We start from the raw sequence: 17,277 nt of genomic DNA on the forward strand, positions 1-17,277 counted from the left end.
CTTGGGGGACTTTCCCAGAATGGAGTACCTCCCTGCTCGAACGTAGGTGAGAGCTCGGGGGAGCGTTGCCGGGGCACGTATCCGCCGGGGAGCTTTGAGCGGCCCTCCCGAACGTGCGTTGTCCCGGCAGACCGCACAACTGTACGAGTGCACGGCGGAAGCGTTCCGTCCGCGCTCACACAGCGATTCAGGCGCTGTCCTCACAGACGCCCGGCCGGATCCCGTGGGGGGAATCCGCACCGGGACATGGGAAGGCGCCCTGCTCGTCGGCCCGTGGGGGGACCGGCGCCAGGGCGCCTTCCGCTTCTGTCCGCGCGGACGTCCTCGTCCCCCGGAGATCCCTGCCCGCACGGACCTTCCTGTCCGCACGGACGCCTTCCTCCGCACGGACAGGAATCCCGCGCCGGCGGGAAGCGGAAGGCCCCGCACACGACCTGCGTGCGCGGGGCCCGGTGACGCGACGTGCGCCGCCCGTGTCAGCGCTCCTCGACCGGGACGAAGTCGCGCTCGACCACGCCCGTGTAGATCTGGCGCGGGCGGCCGATGCGGGAGCCCGGCTCCTTGATCATCTCGTGCCACTGGGCGATCCAGCCCGGAAGACGGCCGAGGGCGAACAGGACCGTGAACATCTCGGTCGGGAAGCCCATGGCCCGGTAGATCAGACCGGTGTAGAAGTCGACGTTCGGGTAGAGGCTGCGCGAGACGAAGTAGTCGTCGGAGAGCGCGTGCTCCTCCAGCTTCAGCGCGATGTCCAGCAGCTCGTCGGACTTGCCGAGGGCGGACAGCACCTCGTGCGCGGCGGCCTTGATGATCTTGGCGCGCGGGTCGAAGTTCTTGTAGACCCGGTGGCCGAAGCCCATCAGGCGGACGCCGTCCTCCTTGTTCTTCACCTTGCGGATGAAGGAGTCGACGTCGCCGCCGGAGTCGCGGATGCCCTCCAGCATCTCCAGCACCGACTGGTTGGCGCCGCCGTGCAGCGGGCCCCACAGGGCACTGATGCCGGCGGAGATCGAGGCGAACATGTTCGCCTGCGAGGAGCCGACCAGGCGGACCGTGGAGGTCGAGCAGTTCTGCTCGTGGTCCGCGTGCAGGATGAGCAGCTTGTCCAGCGCGGAGACCACGACCGGGTCGAGGTCGTACTCCTGCGCGGGCACCGAGAAGGTCATGCGCAGGAAGTTCTCGACGTAGCCGAGGTCGTTGCGCGGGTAGACGAACGGGTGGCCGACCGACTTCTTGTACGCGTACGCCGCGATCGTCGGGAGCTTGGCCAGCAGGCGGATGGTGGAGAGGTGACGCTGCTGCTCGTCGAACGGGTTGTGGCTGTCCTGGTAGAAGGTGGACAGCGCCGAGACGACCGACGACAGCATGGCCATCGGGTGGGCGTCGCGCGGGAAACCCTTGTAGAAGTTCTTGACGTCCTCGTGCAGCAGGGTGTGCTGCGTGACCTCGTTCTTGAACGCGGAGAGCTGGTCGACCGTCGGCAGCTCGCCGTTGATCAGCAGGTAGGCGACCTCCAGGAAGGTGGAGCGCTCGGCCAGCTGCTCGATGGGGTAGCCGCGGTACCGGAGGATGCCGGCCTCGCCGTCCAGGTAGGTGATCGCGGATTTGTAGGCGGCGGTGTTGCCGTAGCCGCTGTCCAGCGTCACCAGACCGGTCTGGGCGCGGAGCTTTCCGATGTCGAAGCCCTTGTCACCGACGGTGCTGTCGACCACCGGGTAGGTGTACTCGCCGCCGTCGTACCGCAGTACTACAGAGTTGTCGCTCACGTCTTCCCTCACCGACGTTGTGCCTCATCTTCGAGGTGCCCTGACTGTCTCTACCATCCCCCACTTGGCTCAGGAGAGTGCACTCGGGGTCGACCATCGGGCCTATTGGCGGCACTGAGTGCCGCCAACTTGCCCATCCTGCCCCCTCGGTCCACCAACCGGAAGGGTTCTGTGACCTTCACGACTCGTTTGATCGATCATTTTTTGGTGACGGGCCGCTCACCGCGGCGCCCCGCCCTCCGGGAGGCGCGCGTCCGCGAGGCGTGCGTCCGGTGAGCGGGAACCCGCCAGACGGAAGTCCAGGGCCGTGCACCGGCGGCCCGCCGAGACCGTGCGCACCGCCTGCCCGATCGCCCTGCGGGAACCGACCAGGACGACCAGCCGCTTGGCCCGCGTGACCGCCGTGTAGAGCAGGTTGCGCTGCAGCATCATCCAGGCGCCCGTGGTCACCGGGATGACGACCGCCGGGTACTCGCTGCCCTGGGAACGGTGGATGGTCACGGCGTAGGCGTGCGCCAGCTCGTCCAGCTCGTCGAACTCGTACCCCACCTCCTCGTCCTCGTCGGTCAGCACCGTCAGGCGTTGTTCGACCGGGTCGAGCGAGGTGACCACACCCACGGTGCCGTTGAAGACGCCGTTCTCCCCCTTCTCGTAATTGTTGCGGATCTGGGTGACCTTGTCGCCGACACGGAAGACCCGGCCGCCGAACCGCTTCTCGGCGAGGTCCGGGCGGCCGGGGGTGATGGCCTGCTGGAGCAGCCCGTTCAGGGTGCCGGCGCCGGCCGGCCCCCGGTGCATGGGGGCGAGGACCTGCACGTCGCGGCGCGGGTCCAGGCCGAACTTCGCCGGGATGCGGCGGGCCGCGACGTCCACCGTGAGCCGGCCGGCCTCCTCGGTGTCGTCCTCGACGAAGAGGAAGAAGTCCTTCATGCCGTCGGTGACCGGGGGACGCCCCGCGTTGATCCGGTGCGCGTTGGTCACCACGCCCGACTGCTGGGCCTGGCGGAAGACCCGGGTGAGCCGCACGGCGGGCATCGGGCTGCCGTCCGCCAGCAGATCCCGCAGGACCTCGCCCGCGCCGACGCTGGGCAACTGGTCGACGTCCCCGACGAAGAGCAGGTGGGCGCCCGGGGGGACCGCCTTGACCAGCTTGTTGGCGAGCAGGAGGTCCAGCATGGAGGCCTCGTCGACCACCACCAGGTCGGCGTCCAGCGGGCGGTCCCGGTCGTAGGCGGCGTCGCCGCCGGGCTTGAGCTCCAGCAGCCGGTGGACGGTGGAGGCCTCGGCGCCGGTCAGCTCGGCCAGGCGCTTGGCGGCGCGGCCGGTCGGGGCGGCCAGCACCACCTTGGCCCTCTTCGCGCGGGCCAGCTCCACGATCGAGCGGACCGTGAAGGACTTGCCGCAGCCGGGGCCACCGGTGAGGACGGCGACCTTCTCGGTGAGCGCGAGCTTCACGGCCGCCTCCTGCTCGGGGGCGAGGTCGGCTCCCGTCCGCCCCTTCAGCCAGGACAGCGCCCGGTCCCAGGCCACGTCACGGAAGCCCGGCATCCGGTCCTCCTCGGTGCGCAGCAGCCGCAGCAGCTGGGCGGAGAGGGACAGCTCGGCGCGGTGGAAGGGGACCAGGTAGACCGCCGTGACCGGATCGCCGCCGTCCGGGCCCGGCACCTTCTCGCGCACGACACCGGGGTCGGCGCCGTCCTCCGGCGGTTCGGACAGCTCCGCGAGGCACTCGATGACCAGGCCGGTGTCGACCTGGAGGAGCTTGACCGCGTCCGCGATGAGCCGTTCCTCGGGGAGGAAGCAGTGCCCCTGGTCGGCGGACTGGGACAGGGCGTACTGCAGGCCCGCCTTCACCCGCTCCGGGCTGTCGTGCGGGATGCCGACGGACTGGGCGATCTTGTCGGCGGTGAGGAAGCCGATGCCCCAGACGTCGGCGGCCAGCCGGTAGGGCTGGTTCTTCACGACGGAGATGGAGGCGTCGCCGTACTTCTTGTAGATGCGCACCGCGATCGACGTGGAGACCTCGACGGTCTGGAGGAAGAGCATGACCTCCTTGATCGCCTTCTGCTCCTCCCAGGCGTCGGCGATCCTCTTCGTGCGCTTGGGGCCGAGACCGGGGACCTCGACGAGCCGCTCGGGCTCCTCCTCGATGATCTTCAGCGTGTCCAGGCCGAAGTGCTGGGTGATGCGGTCGGCGAAGACCGGGCCGATGCCCTTGACCAGGCCCGAGCCGAGGTAGCGGCGGATGCCCTGGACCGTGGCCGGCAGGACGGTCGTGTAGTTCTCCACGTGGAACTGCTTGCCGTACTGCGGGTGGGAGCCCCAGCGGCCCTCCATCCGCAGGGACTCGCCGACCTGGGCACCGAGCAGCGCGCCGACGACCGTGAGGAGGTCGCCGGCACCCCGGCCGGTGTCGACGCGCGCCACCGTGTAGCCGTTCTCCTCATTGGCGTACGTGATCCGCTCCAGGACGCCTTCGAGGACGGCGAGTCGGCGTTCGCCGGAGGCTGCTGCGGACTGGTTGGACATGGTCCGACGGTACCTGTGGGCGGTGACAGCCACCGAAGTACGGGGGTGCGGCCGGTACGGGGGTGCGGGGCCCCGCCGTGGCCTCACCGCCCGCTGGGGGCAGCAGGTGTTCGTCGAGGCCGGGGGCCGGACCCGCTTGAGGTTCTGCCCCGCCGGGTAGGAGGCGTCACCGAAGACGTCGAGCCGGAACTTCGAGGGGGCCCGGTCCGTCGACCGGGCCCCCTCGGTCCCTCCCCCGTCAGAACCCCTCAAGCCCCCCCCGGGTCCCCCTCCAGAAGTCCTGACGCAGAGTACGACCGGCGAAGGGCGGGGAGGGTTGCACGGTCTCCCGGATTTTTTTCCCGCCCGGTTCCTACGATGTCCTCCGGGCAGGAAGCAGCCGTCCGGTACACGTGGGGAGCCGTGTGGCGATGCTGGTGCAGGAGTTCCGGACCGAGGTCGTGCCGCCCGCCGAGCGGTGGGACCTGTGGCAGGACGTCGCCACGCGGACGCACGTGCCCAACCTGCTGCGCAGTGAGCGCAGCGACGACTTCCGGGCCACGATGCGGGTCCTGCCGCTCGGCGAGCTGCAGATCGCCGAGCTGGACCTGCCGCAGCTGGACACCGTGCGCACCCCGCGGACCATCCGGCGGTTCGACCCCGAGGTCTACCAGGTCAACTGCCAGCTCGCCGGGGACGGCGGGATGGCCCAGGACGGCAACGAGTCGGTGTTCGGGGCGGGGCACCTCGTCGTGGCCGACAGCAGCCTCCCCTACGACGTGCGGATCAACAGGACGTCCGAGCGGACCACGACGGTCGTCGTCAGCGTGCCGCGGGCCCGGCTGCCGCTGCCGCCCCGCGCGGTCCGGCGGCTGCTGGCCGTGCCGGTCCCGGTGGACCGGGGCATGGGCGGCACGCTGTACCGCTGGCTGGCCGACGTCGCCCGGCGGGCCGAGGAGTTCACCGAGGCCGACGCACCGACGCTGGCCTCGGTGACCACGGACCTGCTCGCCTGCGTGCTCGGCGGCTGCCTGGACTCCGAGGACGCGCTGCCCCCGGAGTCCCGCCGGCGGGCCCTGCACACCCGGATCCGGGACTTCATCGACCAGAACCTCGGCGACCCGTCGCTGTCCCCGGCCACCGTCGCGGCGGCGCACGGCATCTCGGTGCGCCACCTGCACCAGCTGTTCGCGGCGGAGGGGGAGGCCCCGGCCGCCTGGGTCCGCCACCGCCGCCTGGAGCGCTGCCGCCGTGACCTGGCCGACCCCCGGCTGCGGGGCCACTCCGTGCGGTCCATCGCCGCGCGGTGGGGCTTCACCGACCCGGCCACCTTCAGCCGCGTCTTCCGCCGCGCGTACGGGATGACCCCGACGGACCACCGCCACCACCACACGGGCCGGAGCGCGTAGGGAGGGCTCCCTCCGCGCCGGCCGGTTCCTGCGGGAATCGACAAGGCCCCTGCACGGACCGTCAAGGTTTCGTGCGCCCGGCCGGGGCATGCTGGTGCGCGTGCGCAGTGGGGGCTGCGCACAGGGGGAACGGGGGGAACGGGGGGAAACAGCGTGCGGTGCCGGCGAACGTCGGCGTCCTGTCCGGCACCGCACGGCTCGCGCTCCGTGCCCCTGTCCTCCCCCGCCCCGGCTCCCTCCGTGCGCGGGAGGGCCCCGCGCGGCCGCTACCCGGCGTGCTCCGCGAACCGTGCCGCCGTCTCGGCCAGCACCTCGCGCCCGTCCCGGGCCCACAGCGCCTCGTTGAACAGCTCGACCTCGATGGCGCCGGTGTAACCGGCCGCCTCCACGTACCCCTTCCACTCCCGCATGTCGATCGAGCCGTCGCCGATCTGGCCGCGGCCGTTGAGGACGCCCTCGGGCAGCGGGGTGGTCCAGTCGGCGAGCTGGAAGGTGTGGATGCGGCCCTGGGCGCCCGCGCGGGCGATCTGTGCGGGCGCGGTGTCGTCCCACCAGATGTGGTACGTGTCGACGGTGACGCCGACCTGGTGGGCGGGGAAGCGCTCGGCGAGGTCGAGGGCCTGGGCGAGCGTGGAGACCACGCAGCGGTCGGAGGCGAACATGGGGTGCAGCGGCTCGATGGCCAGCCTCACCCCCTGCCGCTCGGCGTACGGGGCCAGCTCCGCCAGGGCGTCCGCGATGCGTTCCCGGGCGGCGCGCAGGTCCTTGGAGCCGGCCGGCAGACCGCCCGAGACCAGGACCAGGGTGTCGGTGCCGAGCGTCGCCGCCTCGTCGACGGCGCGGCGGTTGTCGGCCAGGGCGACCGCCCGCTCGCCGGGGTCGACGGCGGTGAGGAAGCCGCCCCGGCACAGCGTGGTCACCGCCAGGCCCGCGTCGCGCACGAGCCCGGCCGCCGCCTCCACCCCGTAGGCCCGGACGGGTTCGCGCCACAGTCCCACGCCCGGCACGCCCAGGTCCCGGCAGGCGGCGACGAGGTCCGGCAGCGGCAGCTGCTTGACCGTCATCTGGTTGATGCTGAAGCGCGCGAGGTCGGTCACGGGGTCACTCCGTACAGGTGCAGCAGGGTCCTCATCCGTTCCTCGGCGAGCTTCGGGTCGGGGAACAGGCCGAGGCCGTCGGCGAGTTCGTAGGCGCGGGCGAAGTGCGGCAGGGAACGGGCCGACTGCAGGCCGCCGACCATCGCGAAGTGGTTCTGGTGGCCCGCCAGCCAGGCCAGGAAGACCACGCCCGTCTTGTAGAAGCGGGTGGGGGCCTGGAAGAGGTGGCGAGAGAGTTCGACGGTGGGGTCGAGGAGGGCGCGGAAGCCCTCCGTGTTCCCCGTGTCCAGCACGCGGACCGCCTCGGCCGCCAGTGGGCCGAGCGGGTCGAAGATGCCGAGCAGGGCGTGGCTGAAGCCCTGCTCGTCCCCGGCGATCAGCTCGGGGTAGTGGAAGTCGTCGCCGGTGTAGCAGCGCACGCCGTGCGGGAGGCGGCGGCGCAGGTCGACCTCCCGCCGGGCGTCGAGGAGCGAGATCTTGACGCCGTCGACCTTGTCGGGGTGGGCGGCGACGACCTCCAGGAAGGTCCCGGTGGCCGCGTCCAGGTCGGTGGAGCCCCAGTAGCCCTCCAGCGCCGGGTCGAACATCGGGCCGAGCCAGTGCAGGATCACCGGCTCGGCGGCCTGGCGCAGGAGGTGGCCGTACACCTCCAGGTAGTCGTCGGGGGACTGTGCGGCGGCGGCCAGCGCGCGGGAGGCCATCAGGATGGCCTGCGCGCCCGACTCCTCGACGAGCGCGAGCTGTTCCTCGTACGCCGCCCGCACCTCGGCGAGCGTGCCGGAGGCGATCTGGTCGGTGCCGACGCCGCAGGCGATCCGGCCGCCCACCGCCTTCGCCTCGGCGGCGGAGCGGCGGATCAGCTCGGCCGCGCCCGCCCAGTCCAGGCCCATGCCGCGCTGGGCGGTGTCCATGGCCTCGGCGACGCCCAGCCCGTGCGACCACAGGTGGCGGCGGAAGGCGAGGGTGGCGTCCCAGTCGACGGCCGCCGGCGCGTCGGGGGTGGTGTCGGCGTACGGGTCGGCGACGACGTGCGCGGCCGAGAAGACCGTGCGGGAGACGAGGGGGGCGCCGGGCGTGGGGGCGAGGGGCTCGGTGCGGGGTTCGTAGGTCCGCAGCCGGCCGTGTTCGTCGGGCAGTCGGACGGTCACAGCGCGATCTCCGGTACGTCGAGGCGGCGGCCCTCGGCCGAGGACCTCAGGCCCAGTTCGGCGAGCTGGACGCCACGGGCGCCGGCCAGCAGGTCCCAGTGGTAGGGGGCGTCGGCGTAGACGTGCTTGAGGAACAGCTCCCACTGGGCCTTGAAGCCGTTGTCGAACTCCCCGTTGTCGGGGACCTCCTGCCACTGGTCGCGGAAGACCTCGGTGGCGGGGATGTCCGGGTTCCAGACCGGCTTGGGGGTGGCGGAGCGGTGCTGGACGCGGCAGCCCCGCAGCCCGGCGACCGCCGAGCCCTCGGTGCCGTCCACCTGGAACTCGACCAGTTCGTCGCGGTGGACGCGGACCGCCCAGGAGGAGTTGATCTGGGCGATCGCGCCGCCCTCCAGCTCGAAGACGCCGTAGGCGGCGTCGTCGGCGGTGGCGTCGTAGGGCTTGCCGTGCTCGTCCCAGCGCTGCGGGACGTGGGTGGCGGCGAGGGCCTGGACGGACTTCACCCGGCCGAACAGCTCGTGCAGGACGTACTCCCAGTGCGGGAACATGTCGACGACGATGCCGCCGCCGTCCTCGGCGCGGTAGTTCCAGGACGGGCGCTGGGCGGGCTGCCAGTCGCCCTCGAAGACCCAGTAGCCGAACTCGCCGCGCACGGACAGGATGCGGCCGAAGAAGCCGCCGTCGATGAGCCGCTTCAGCTTGAGCAGGCCGGGCAGGAACAGCTTGTCCTGGACGACGCCGTGCTTGACGCCGGCCCCGTGCGCGAGGCGGGCGAGTTCCAGGGCGCCGTCGAGGCCGGTGGCGGTCGGCTTCTCGGTGTAGACGTGCTTGCCCGCCGCGATGGCCTTCTTGAGGGCCTCCTCGCGGGCGGAGGTGACCTGGGCGTCGAAGTAGACGTCCACCGTCTCGTCGGCGAGGACCGCGTCCAGGTCGGTGGAGAGGTGCTCCAGGCCGTGCCGCTCGGCCAGCGCGCGCAGCGCGGGCTCGCGGCGGCCGACCAGGATCGGCTCCGGCCACAGCACGGTGCCGTCGCCGAGGTCGAGGCCGCCCTGTTCGCGCAGGGCCAGGATGGAGCGGACGAGGTGCTGGCGGTAGCCCATGCGCCCGGTCACACCGTTCATGGCGATACGCACCGTTCTACGTGTCACGTCGTTCCCTTCGTACGCGGTCCGCGCGCCGCGTACGTCCAGCCCGTCGCCCGTCGGCCGCCGAGGGTGCGCGGTGACTGGTGAACGTGACAGCAAGCGCTTTCTATGTAGACAGAAGCTAGCCTCTGGACGAGGGTCCGGACAAGACCGCGGCGGGCCGGACTTGTTCGAGGGGGCGAACAATCGGGCGTGGGGCCGTAGGGTCTGCTCGGAACCACGGCCACGGGTGTGGGTGTGTACGACGGCGTACGGCGGGACGCGCGAGGCGGAGGACGAGGCATGACGGTGACCCTGGCGGACGTGGCGGCTCGCGCGCAGGTCTCCCCCGCGACGGTGTCGCGCGTGCTCAACGGGAACTATCCCGTCGCCGCTTCCACCCGTGAGCGGGTGCTGAAGGCCGTGGACGAGCTGGACTACGTGCTCAACGGCCCCGCGAGCGCCCTGGCCGCCGCCACCTCCGACCTGGTGGGCATCCTGGTGAACGACATCGCCGACCCGTTCTTCGGGATCATGGCGAGCGCGATCCAGGCCGAGATCGGGGGGCCCGGCGGACGCGCGGGCGGGGAGAGACTCGCGGTCGTCTGCAACACGGGCGGCTCCCCGGAGCGCGAACTGACCTACCTCACCCTGCTCCAGCGGCAGCGGGCGGCGGCGGTCGTGCTGACCGGCGGGGCGATCGAGGGCGCGGCGCACCGGGCGGCCATGGACGCGAAGCTGCGCAAGCTGACGGACGCCGGGACCCGGGTGGTGCTGTGCGGCCGGCCGCCGGCGCCGGAGGCCGGGGCGATCGCGCTGACCTTCGACAACCGCGGCGGCGGCCGGGAACTCACCGAGCACCTGATCGGCCTCGGCCACCGCCGTCTCGGCTACATCGCGGGCCCCGAGGAGCGCACGACCACCCGCCACCGCCTCGAGGGGCACCGGGCCGCGCTCGCCGCGCACGGCATCGAGGAGGACCCGCGCTGGACCGTCCACGGCCGCTACGACCGCCGGTCCGGTTACGAGGCCACCCTGGAACTCCTGCGCCGGGACCCGACGTTGACGGCCTTCGTCGCCGCGAACGACACCGTCGCCCTCGGCGCGTGCGCCGCCCTGCGGGACTCCGGGCTGCGCATCCCCCAGGACGTCTCGGTCGCCGGCTTCGACGACCTGCCGTTCAGCATCGACGCGGTGCCGGCGCTGACGACGGTGCGGCTGCCGCTGGCGGAGGCGGGGGCCCGGGCCGGGCGCATCGCCATGGGCCGCGAGGAGCCGCCGCCGGGCGGGATCGCCTCGGTGCGGGGGGAGTTGATGGTGCGGGGGTCCAGCGGGGTGCCGCGCGCGTAGCCGGTCCGGTGCTCCGGTGGCCCGGCGCTTCGGTGCCTCTGCGCTCCGGCGCTCCGGCGCTCCGGGAGACGTACCGTCCTCGGCGCTTCTTTGACGGCCGTAGGCCGGACGGGACGACGAGGGCGTGGGGACGGGGCGACAGGACGCGGGACGCGGAGGGCGCGGCTCGGTGGCGGTGGGCCGGCGCCTTGCCCCTCGGGATCTTCCGCCCGGCGGCCCCGCAGGCACCCGCCGAAGCCTGAACCGGGCCTCCCCCGGAGGGCCGCCCCCGCCCGACCTCGCTCGTGACACCCGCGTGACGAGGGGGATTCGCCCCGGGGGTCGCGGGTACGTTCCCTTCTCATGAAGCTGGCGTTCTCCACCCTCGGTGTCCCCGGCCTGCCCCTGCCCGACGTGCTGCGTCTCGCGACCGAGCACGGCTACCACGGTGTCGAACTGCGCGCCCACCCCGAGGAACCGGTCCACCCCCGTCTCACCCCCGCCGAACGCGCCGACGTCGCCGCCGGGTTCGAGGCGGCCGGTGTCGAGGTCCTGGGCCTCGCCGGGTACTCCCGGGTCGCCGCGCCGGGCGACGACGAACCGGTCCTCGCCGAGATCCGCGCCCTGCTCGACCTCGCCCGCGACCTCGGCGCCCCCTCCGTCCGCGTCTTCCCCGGCGGCGCCCCCGAGCAGGGTCCCGAGGAGGCGGACGCGACGGCCGCCCGCCGGCTGGGCACGGCCGCCGAGTACGCCGCCGACCTCGGCGTCCGCATCCTGCTGGAGACCCACGACTCGCACCGCACCGCCGCCGACGCGATGCGGATCCTCGGCCTGGTCGGCCACCGTCAGGTGGGCGCGCTGTGGGACGTGATGCACACCTGGCTGGGCGGCGAGCAGCCCGTGGAGAGCTTCGCGGCGCTCTCCCCCCACCTCGGCTACGTCCAGGTCAAGGACATCGCCTCCGCCGACGACACGGCCCCGCTCCCCCTCGGCGCCGGCGTCCTGCCCCTGGCCGACTGCGTGGAGGTCCTCTCCCGCCACGGCTGGGACGGCTGGCTGTGCTGGGAGTACGAGAAACGCTGGTACGCCGACGCCGCCCCGCTCCCCGCCCTCCTCTCCGCCGGCCGTGCGCACCTGACCCGGCTCCTCGGCGAATCGGCCTGACGCACCACGGCGGCCCGACGGCCGACCCCGCGGAGGCCGGCCCCCGGGCGGGGGCGCGGGAACCGGCCGCCGGGCGGGGCCGCGCCGAAATGACTGGCCCCGCACGCGCACGGCCGGGTAGCGTCCGCGCGTGCCTCAGCCCGCGCCCCTCCCCGCCGTTCCGTCATGAGTCCCGCCCGCGTCCTGATCGACGTGCGTCCCCTGCGCACGTCCCCGGTTTTCCGGCGCCTGCTGATCGGACGGACGGTGTCCGTGCTCGGCAGCTTCATGACCATGGTCACCGTCATGTACCAGGTCTGGGAGATGACGCACAGCGCGGTCTGGAGCGGCGCGGTGGGTCTCGCGCAGGCGCTGCCGATGGTCTGCTTCGGGCTGTTCGCCGGGGCCTGGGCCGACCGGGGCGACCGGCGCCGGATCTACCTGGCCTCGACGACCGGCCAGGCGGTCTGCTCGCTGCTGCTCGCGGTCCAGGGTTTCACCGGGCACGTACCGGTGGCCGGGGTGCTCGCGCTGGTCGCGGCGCAGTCCGCCTGCGCGGCGGTCGGCGCTCCCGCGGCCGGGGTGTTCGTCCCGCGCCTGCTGCCCAAGGACCAGGTGGCCGCCGGGCTGGCGCTCCACCAGGTCACCGGCCAGGCGATGATGCTCGTCGGTCCCGCGCTCGGGGGCCTGCTGCTCGGCTGGTTCGGCATCGGCGTCTGCTACCTGCTCGACGCGCTGAGCTTCCTCCTCTCCTTCTACGGCGCGTTCGGTCTGCCCGCGCTGCCGCCCGAGGGGGAGCCGTCACGGGCCGGTCTGCACGGGGTGCTGGACGGGCTGCGCTTCCTGGCCGGCCACCGGGCGGTGCGCGGCGCGCTCGTCACCGATCTCGCCGCCACCGTCCTGTCGATGCCGGTCAGCCTCTTCCCGCTGGTCAACGACGAGCGCTTCGGCGGTGATCCGCGCACGCTCGGCCTGTTCCTGTCGGCCCTCGCGATCGGCGGCGTCCTGGCGTCCGCGCTGTCCGGTGCGGTGACCCACCGGGGCCGCCCCGGTTTCGTCATGCTCTTCGGCGCGGGCGTCTGGGGCGCCGCGCTGGCCGCGTTCGGCCTCATGACCGATCCGTGGGTGGGCCTGGGGCTGCTGGTCCTGGCCGGTGCGGCCGACGCCCTGTCGGTGCTCTCCCGCACCACGCTCGTGCAGACCCGTACGCCCGACGCCCTGCTGGGCCGGGTCACGGCCGCCGAGACGATCGTCGGGCAGGCCGGTCCGCACCTCGGCAACATGCGCGCGGGGCTGGTGGCCGGCGCGACCTCGGGCGCGACGGCCCTGGTGACGGGCGGCCTGCTGTGCCTGCTCGCGGTGGTCTACGTCGCCACGAGCACACCGGAGTTGCGCGTCGGCGCCCCCGCGCCGGAGGCGCGCTGACCGACCGGCCGGACCGCCGCCCCCCCCCGGGGGACCGGGCGGTGCGCGACGGGCCGGGCGGTGCCCGGCGCCGCGTGGGTCATGCGGTTCCGCGTCGTGATCGAGTGGCCCGCGCGCCGGTCGCTCGCTCACCGCCGGTCGGCGGCCGCCTCCGGCGCCGGGGCGTCCGCGGGAGGGGCGGCCGGGACCGCGGGCCGTCGCCGGGTGAGGGACGCCATCGCCACCCCGCCCACCAGCAGCGCCGCCGCGCACCACCTGAGCGGGGTCACCGTCTCGCCCAGGAACAGCGCGGCCGACGACATCCCGAAGACCGGGACGAGCAGGGAGAAGGGCGCGACCGTGGAGGCGGGGTGGCGGCGCAGCAGCCAGCCCCAGGCGCCGAAGCCGAACACCGTGGCGCCCCAGGCGACGAAGAGCACCGTGCCCGCGCCCCGCCAGTCCAGGCCGGCCAGCGCCTCGAGGTCCCGTTCGGGGCCCTCCAGCAGGAACGACAGGGCCAGCAGCGGGAGCACCGGCACCGTGCTCACCCAGATCATGAAGTTCAGGGCGTCCGGGGGCGCCGCCTTGCGGGTCAGGATGTTCGAGACGCCCCAGCAGGCCGCCGCCGCGACGATCAGGACGAAGCCGGTCAGCGAGCCCGAGGTGCCCTCGTCGACCGCCGCGACCCCGATGCCCGCCAGCGCCACCACCATGCCCACGAGACGGACGCGGGAGGGGCGCTCACCGAGCAGCGCGAAGGCGAACAGGGCCGTGAACACCGCCTGGATCTGGAGCACCAGGGAGGAGAGCCCGCCCGGCATCCCCGCGTCCATGCCGACGAACAGCAGCCCGAACTTGGCCACCCCCAGCGCCAGCCCCACCCCGACGATCCACTTCCACGCCACCTTGGGCCGCCCCACGAGGAACACCGCGGGAAGCGCCGCCACGAGGAAGCGCAGGGCGGAGAAGAACAGCGGCGGGAAGTGGTCGAGCCCGATCTCGATGACGGTGAAGTTCACGCCCCAGACGGCGGCGACGAGGACGGCGAGCAACAGGTGGGAGGGTCGCATGGGTCGAGGATCACCGCCCGCGACGCTTCAGCACCAGCGACGGTTCCTGCATGATTGGATGAAGCATCGCTTACTGATCGGGGCCCGCCATGCTCGACCTCCAGCGTCTGCGCGCCCTGCACGCCGTCTCCGTCCACGGCACCGTCGGTGCCGCCGCCGTGGCGCTCGGGTACACCTCCTCCGCCGTCTCCCAGCAGATCGCCAAGCTGGAGCGGGAGACCCGGACCGTCCTGCTGGAGCGGGAGGGCCGGAGCGTGCGGCTGACCGACGAGGCCCACCGGCTGGTGTCCGCCGCCCAGGAGCTGCTCGCCATCGTGGAACGGGCGGAGACCGAGCTGGAGGAGCGGCGCGGGGTGCCGGCCGGGCGGCTGACCGTCGCCGCCTTCGCGTCGGCGGCGCGCGGGCTGATGCCGTCCGTCCTGGCCGACCTGGCCCGGCGGCACCCCGCGCTCGACGCCCGGCTCACCGAGATCGACCCGCACCTGTCCGTGGACCTGGTGGCCAAGGGCGCGGTCGACCTCGCCGTCGCGCACGACTGGGACATCGCGCCGCTGCCCGCCCCCGCGGGCGTGGAGCAGGCGGTCATCGGGGACGACCTGTGCGATCTGCTGGTGCCCGAGGGCCATCCGTTCGCGGGGCGCACGGCGGTGCGGCGGGAGGAGCTGGGCGGCGAGCGGTGGATCAGTCCGCCGCCGGGTCGGGTCTGTCACGAATGGCTGGTGCGCACCCTGCGCGCCGCCGGGCACCAGCCGGAGATCGTCCACCGGGCCGACGAGAACCCGACCCTGGTCGCCCTGGTCGCGGCCGGGCTCGGCATCGCGCTGATCCCCCGGCTGGGGCGCGGCCCGCTGCCCGACGGGGTGGTGGAGGTGCCGCTCGACCCGATGCCCGTCCGGCGGGTGTACGCGCTGTGGCGCACGGGCGCGGCCCGCCGTCCGGCGATCGCGGAGACGGTCCGGGCCCTGCGCGGGCACTGGCCCGGGGTCCGCGCGCACACGCCCCGCTGACCCCGTCCGGACCACCGGTCCCGACTTCGGGGAATTCGCCGCGACCGGGGAACCCGTCCGCACCCCCGTCCGTCCCATACGCAGGCTGCCGGACGAGTCTCCGCGGCGCGGTGTCGGCCCTCGCTGCCGGCAGCGATCGCTGACCCACCCTCTCCGCCGTGCCGCGGCCGGCAGCACGCCGTCATCGGCGCGCCCCCCTCCGACTGCGCCGATGACGGCCCCTCCCCGGTTGCTGTGCGTTCCCTTGACTGGCAGAAACTTCCCGGATATTGGTGACCTCCTGGCAGTTTCCTTCAGTGGATCCCCGGTCCCCCGCGGATCACCTCCCAAAGGAGCGCACGTGCCCGACAGCAGCACGGGAAGCACGGGAAGCACCGCACGTCCGTCCAGACGCACCGTCCTCGCCGCGACGGCGGGCGTCACCACCGCCCTGGCGGCCGCCGGCACGGTGCACGCCGCCGCCGGCCCCTCCGCCCCCGACGACAGGAAGCTGCGCGCCCTCATCTCCCGGATGACGCTCGAGGAGAAGGTCGGCCAGCTCTTCGTGATGCGGGTCTACGGCCACTCCGCCACCGACCCGGACCAGGCCGACGTCGACGCCAACCTCAAGGAGATCGGTGTCCGCACGGCCGCCGAACTGCTCGCGAAGTACCGGGTCGGCGGCATCATCTACTTCGCCTGGGCGCACAACACCCGCGAGCCGCACCAGATCGCCGACCTGTCCAACGGCATCCAGAAGGCGTCCCTCGGCCTGCCGCGCGGCCTGCCGGTGCTCATCTCCACCGACCAGGAGCACGGCATCGTGGCCCGCGTGGGCGAGCCCGCCACCCTGTTCCCCGGCGCGATGGCCGTCGGCGCGGGCGGCTCCCGCTCCGACGCCCGCACCCTCGGCCGGATCGCCGGGCGCGAACTGCGCGCGATGGGCATCCGCCAGGACTACGCCCCGGTGGCCGACGTGAACGTCGATCCGGCCAACCCGGTCATCGGGGTGCGGTCCTTCGGCTCCGAACCGGAGGCCGTGGCACGGCTGGTGGCCGCCGAGGTCGCCGGGTACCAGGGGTCGGGGGTCGCGGCGACCGCCAAGCACTTCCCCGGGCACGGCGACACGGTCGACGACAGCCACGCCAAGCTCCCGTACATCCACCACACCCGCGAGCAGTGGGAGCGGCTCGACGCGCCGCCGTTCCGGGCCGCGATCGCCGCGGGCATCGACTCGATCATGACGGCCCACATCGTCGTCCCCGCGCTCGACGGCGCCGAGGACCCGGCCACCCTGTCCCGCCCGATCCTCACCGGCATCCTGCGCGAGGAACTGGGCTACGACGGGGTCGTGGTCACCGACTCCCTCGGCATGGAGGGCGTCCGCACCAAGTACGGCGACGACCGGGTGCCGGTGCTGGCCCTGAAGGCGGGCGTGGACCAGCTCCTCAACCCGCCCTCCCTGGACGTGGCCTGGAACGCGGTCCTGCGGGCCGTCCGGGACGGCGAGCTCACCGAGGACCGGCTCGATGCGTCGATCCTGCGCATCCTGCGGCTGAAGACGAAGCTGGGCCTGTTCAAGGACCCGTTCGTCAGCCACGCCGGCGTCGACCGCACCGTCGGCACCCGCCCGCACCTGGCCGCGGCCGACCGGATCGCCGAACGCACCACCACCCTGCTGGTCAACGAGCGCGGCCTGCTGCCGCTGTCGCGGCGCAGACGGCCGAAGCTGCTCGTCGTCGGCGCCGACCCGGCCTCCCCGTCCGGTACGACCGGTCCGCCGACCGGTGTGCTCGCGGGCGCGCTGACCGAGCTGGGCTTCACGGCCACCGCCCTGTCGACCGGCACGGCACCGTCCGCGGCGACCATCGCCACGGCGGTGGCGGCGGCCCGGGAGGCGGACGCGGTGGTCGTCGGGACGTACAACGTCACGGCGGGCAGCAGCCAGAAGAGGCTGGTCGAGCAGCTCCTGGCGACCGGCACGCCGGTGGTGGCGGTGGCGATCCGCAATCCGTACGACGTGGCCCACCTGCCCGGCGTCCCGGCGTACCTGGCGACGTACTCCTGGACCGACGTCGAACTGCGGGCGGCGGCCCGGGTCATCGCGGGCAGGGTGGATCCGCGCGGGACGCTGCCGGTGCCGGTGCAGCGGGCGGACGATCCGGCCACGGTGCTGTACCCCGTGGGGCACGGGCTGGGGTACTAACGACGGCACACGGGCGCCGCGCACCCGGTGTAGTCCGTCGGACGTAGCGCCCGTACGCCACACACCCGGCGCACCACCCCCAAGGTA

12 protein-coding genes are annotated in these 17,277 nt (G+C 73.4%); 6 read left to right on the forward strand and 6 right to left on the reverse strand.

Translation table 11 applies throughout. The features are described from left to right. Positions 1-476: 476 nt before the first annotated feature. Complete coding sequence (locus tag CP969_RS14830; protein ID WP_004987828.1) at positions 477-1,766, reverse strand: citrate synthase; 1,290 nt, start codon at positions 1,764-1,766, stop codon at positions 477-479. A 219-nt stretch (positions 1,767-1,985) separates the two neighbouring features. Continuing rightward, the gene (gene recD2 / locus CP969_RS14835) at positions 1,986-4,295 is read right to left on the reverse strand and encodes an SF1B family DNA helicase RecD2 (RefSeq protein WP_004987825.1); all 2,310 of its coding nucleotides are present in this window, start codon (positions 4,293-4,295) and stop codon (positions 1,986-1,988) included. A gap of 410 nt (positions 4,296-4,705) precedes the next feature. Here recD2 and CP969_RS14840 point away from each other — a divergent pair, with 410 nt between their 5' ends. Beyond that, on the forward strand, positions 4,706-5,683 hold the full coding sequence (locus CP969_RS14840) for an AraC-like ligand-binding domain-containing protein (RefSeq protein WP_039831632.1): 978 nt from the start codon (positions 4,706-4,708) through the stop codon (positions 5,681-5,683). Positions 5,684-5,949: 266 nt separating this feature from the next. On the opposite strand, the gene CP969_RS14845 is transcribed toward CP969_RS14840, so the two are convergent. Genes CP969_RS14845 through CP969_RS14855 form a run of 3 tightly spaced genes read right to left on the reverse strand, consistent with a single transcriptional unit; the run spans position 5,950 to position 9,076 of the window. Then, positions 5,950-6,780, reverse strand: coding sequence for a sugar phosphate isomerase/epimerase family protein (locus tag CP969_RS14845; protein WP_016826180.1), 831 nt, complete (start codon positions 6,778-6,780; stop codon positions 5,950-5,952). Next, the gene (locus CP969_RS14850; protein WP_016826179.1) at positions 6,777-7,928 is read right to left on the reverse strand and encodes a dihydrodipicolinate synthase family protein; all 1,152 of its coding nucleotides are present in this window, start codon (positions 7,926-7,928) and stop codon (positions 6,777-6,779) included. The genes CP969_RS14845 and CP969_RS14850 overlap by 4 nt, the downstream gene beginning before the upstream one ends. Continuing rightward, on the reverse strand, positions 7,925-9,076 hold the full coding sequence (locus tag CP969_RS14855) for a Gfo/Idh/MocA family protein (protein ID WP_026085165.1): 1,152 nt from the start codon (positions 9,074-9,076) through the stop codon (positions 7,925-7,927). The genes CP969_RS14850 and CP969_RS14855 overlap by 4 nt, the downstream gene beginning before the upstream one ends. A 279-nt stretch (positions 9,077-9,355) precedes the next feature. On the opposite strand from CP969_RS14855, the gene CP969_RS14860 reads away from it, so the two are divergent. The 3 genes from CP969_RS14860 (at position 9,356) to CP969_RS14870 (ending at position 12,949) form a co-directional block, all read left to right on the forward strand. Then, positions 9,356-10,402, forward strand: a complete 1,047-nt coding sequence (locus tag CP969_RS14860; RefSeq protein ID WP_004987814.1) for a LacI family DNA-binding transcriptional regulator — start codon at positions 9,356-9,358, stop codon at positions 10,400-10,402. Between the two features lie 342 nt (positions 10,403-10,744). Next, entirely contained in the window at positions 10,745-11,545 is an 801-nt protein-coding gene (locus CP969_RS14865) for a sugar phosphate isomerase/epimerase family protein (RefSeq protein ID WP_016826177.1), read from the forward strand. Positions 11,546-11,710: 165 nt separating this feature from the next. Then, a complete protein-coding gene (locus CP969_RS14870; protein ID WP_016826176.1) occupies positions 11,711-12,949 on the forward strand; it encodes an MFS transporter in 1,239 nt (412 codons plus the stop codon). Between the two features lie 128 nt (positions 12,950-13,077). On the opposite strand, the gene CP969_RS14875 is transcribed toward CP969_RS14870, so the two are convergent. Further along, a complete protein-coding gene (locus tag CP969_RS14875; protein WP_016826175.1) occupies positions 13,078-13,998 on the reverse strand; it encodes an EamA family transporter in 921 nt (306 codons plus the stop codon). 89 nt (positions 13,999-14,087) lie between these two features. On the opposite strand from CP969_RS14875, the gene CP969_RS14880 reads away from it, so the two are divergent. Together CP969_RS14880 and CP969_RS14885 are read left to right on the forward strand one after the other, a co-directional pair. Next, entirely contained in the window at positions 14,088-15,005 is a 918-nt protein-coding gene (locus tag CP969_RS14880; RefSeq protein ID WP_004987806.1) for a LysR family transcriptional regulator, read from the forward strand. Positions 15,006-15,345: 340 nt separating this feature from the next. Next, positions 15,346-17,190, forward strand: coding sequence for a glycoside hydrolase family 3 protein (locus CP969_RS14885; protein WP_016826174.1), 1,845 nt, complete (start codon positions 15,346-15,348; stop codon positions 17,188-17,190). Positions 17,191-17,277 lie beyond the last annotated feature (87 nt).

It is taken from the genome of Streptomyces viridosporus T7A, assembly GCF_008704515.1.
Lineage (GTDB): Bacteria > Actinomycetota > Actinomycetes > Streptomycetales > Streptomycetaceae > Streptomyces > Streptomyces viridosporus.

Excerpts from the sequence above, each read along its gene's own strand:
- CP969_RS14860 (WP_004987814.1), top strand. The coding sequence starts at position 9,356 with ATGACGGTGACCCTGGCGGACGTGGCGGCTCGCGCGCAGGTCTCCCCC.
- recD2 (WP_004987825.1), bottom strand. The coding sequence starts at position 4,295 with ATGTCCAACCAGTCCGCAGCAGCCTCCGGCGAACGCCGACTCGCCGTC.
- CP969_RS14880 (WP_004987806.1), top strand. The coding sequence starts at position 14,088 with ATGCTCGACCTCCAGCGTCTGCGCGCCCTGCACGCCGTCTCCGTCCAC.
- CP969_RS14865 (WP_016826177.1), top strand. The coding sequence starts at position 10,745 with ATGAAGCTGGCGTTCTCCACCCTCGGTGTCCCCGGCCTGCCCCTGCCC.
- CP969_RS14875 (WP_016826175.1), bottom strand. The coding sequence starts at position 13,998 with ATGCGACCCTCCCACCTGTTGCTCGCCGTCCTCGTCGCCGCCGTCTGG.
- CP969_RS14870 (WP_016826176.1), top strand. The coding sequence starts at position 11,711 with ATGAGTCCCGCCCGCGTCCTGATCGACGTGCGTCCCCTGCGCACGTCC.
- CP969_RS14840 (WP_039831632.1), top strand. The coding sequence starts at position 4,706 with ATGCTGGTGCAGGAGTTCCGGACCGAGGTCGTGCCGCCCGCCGAGCGG.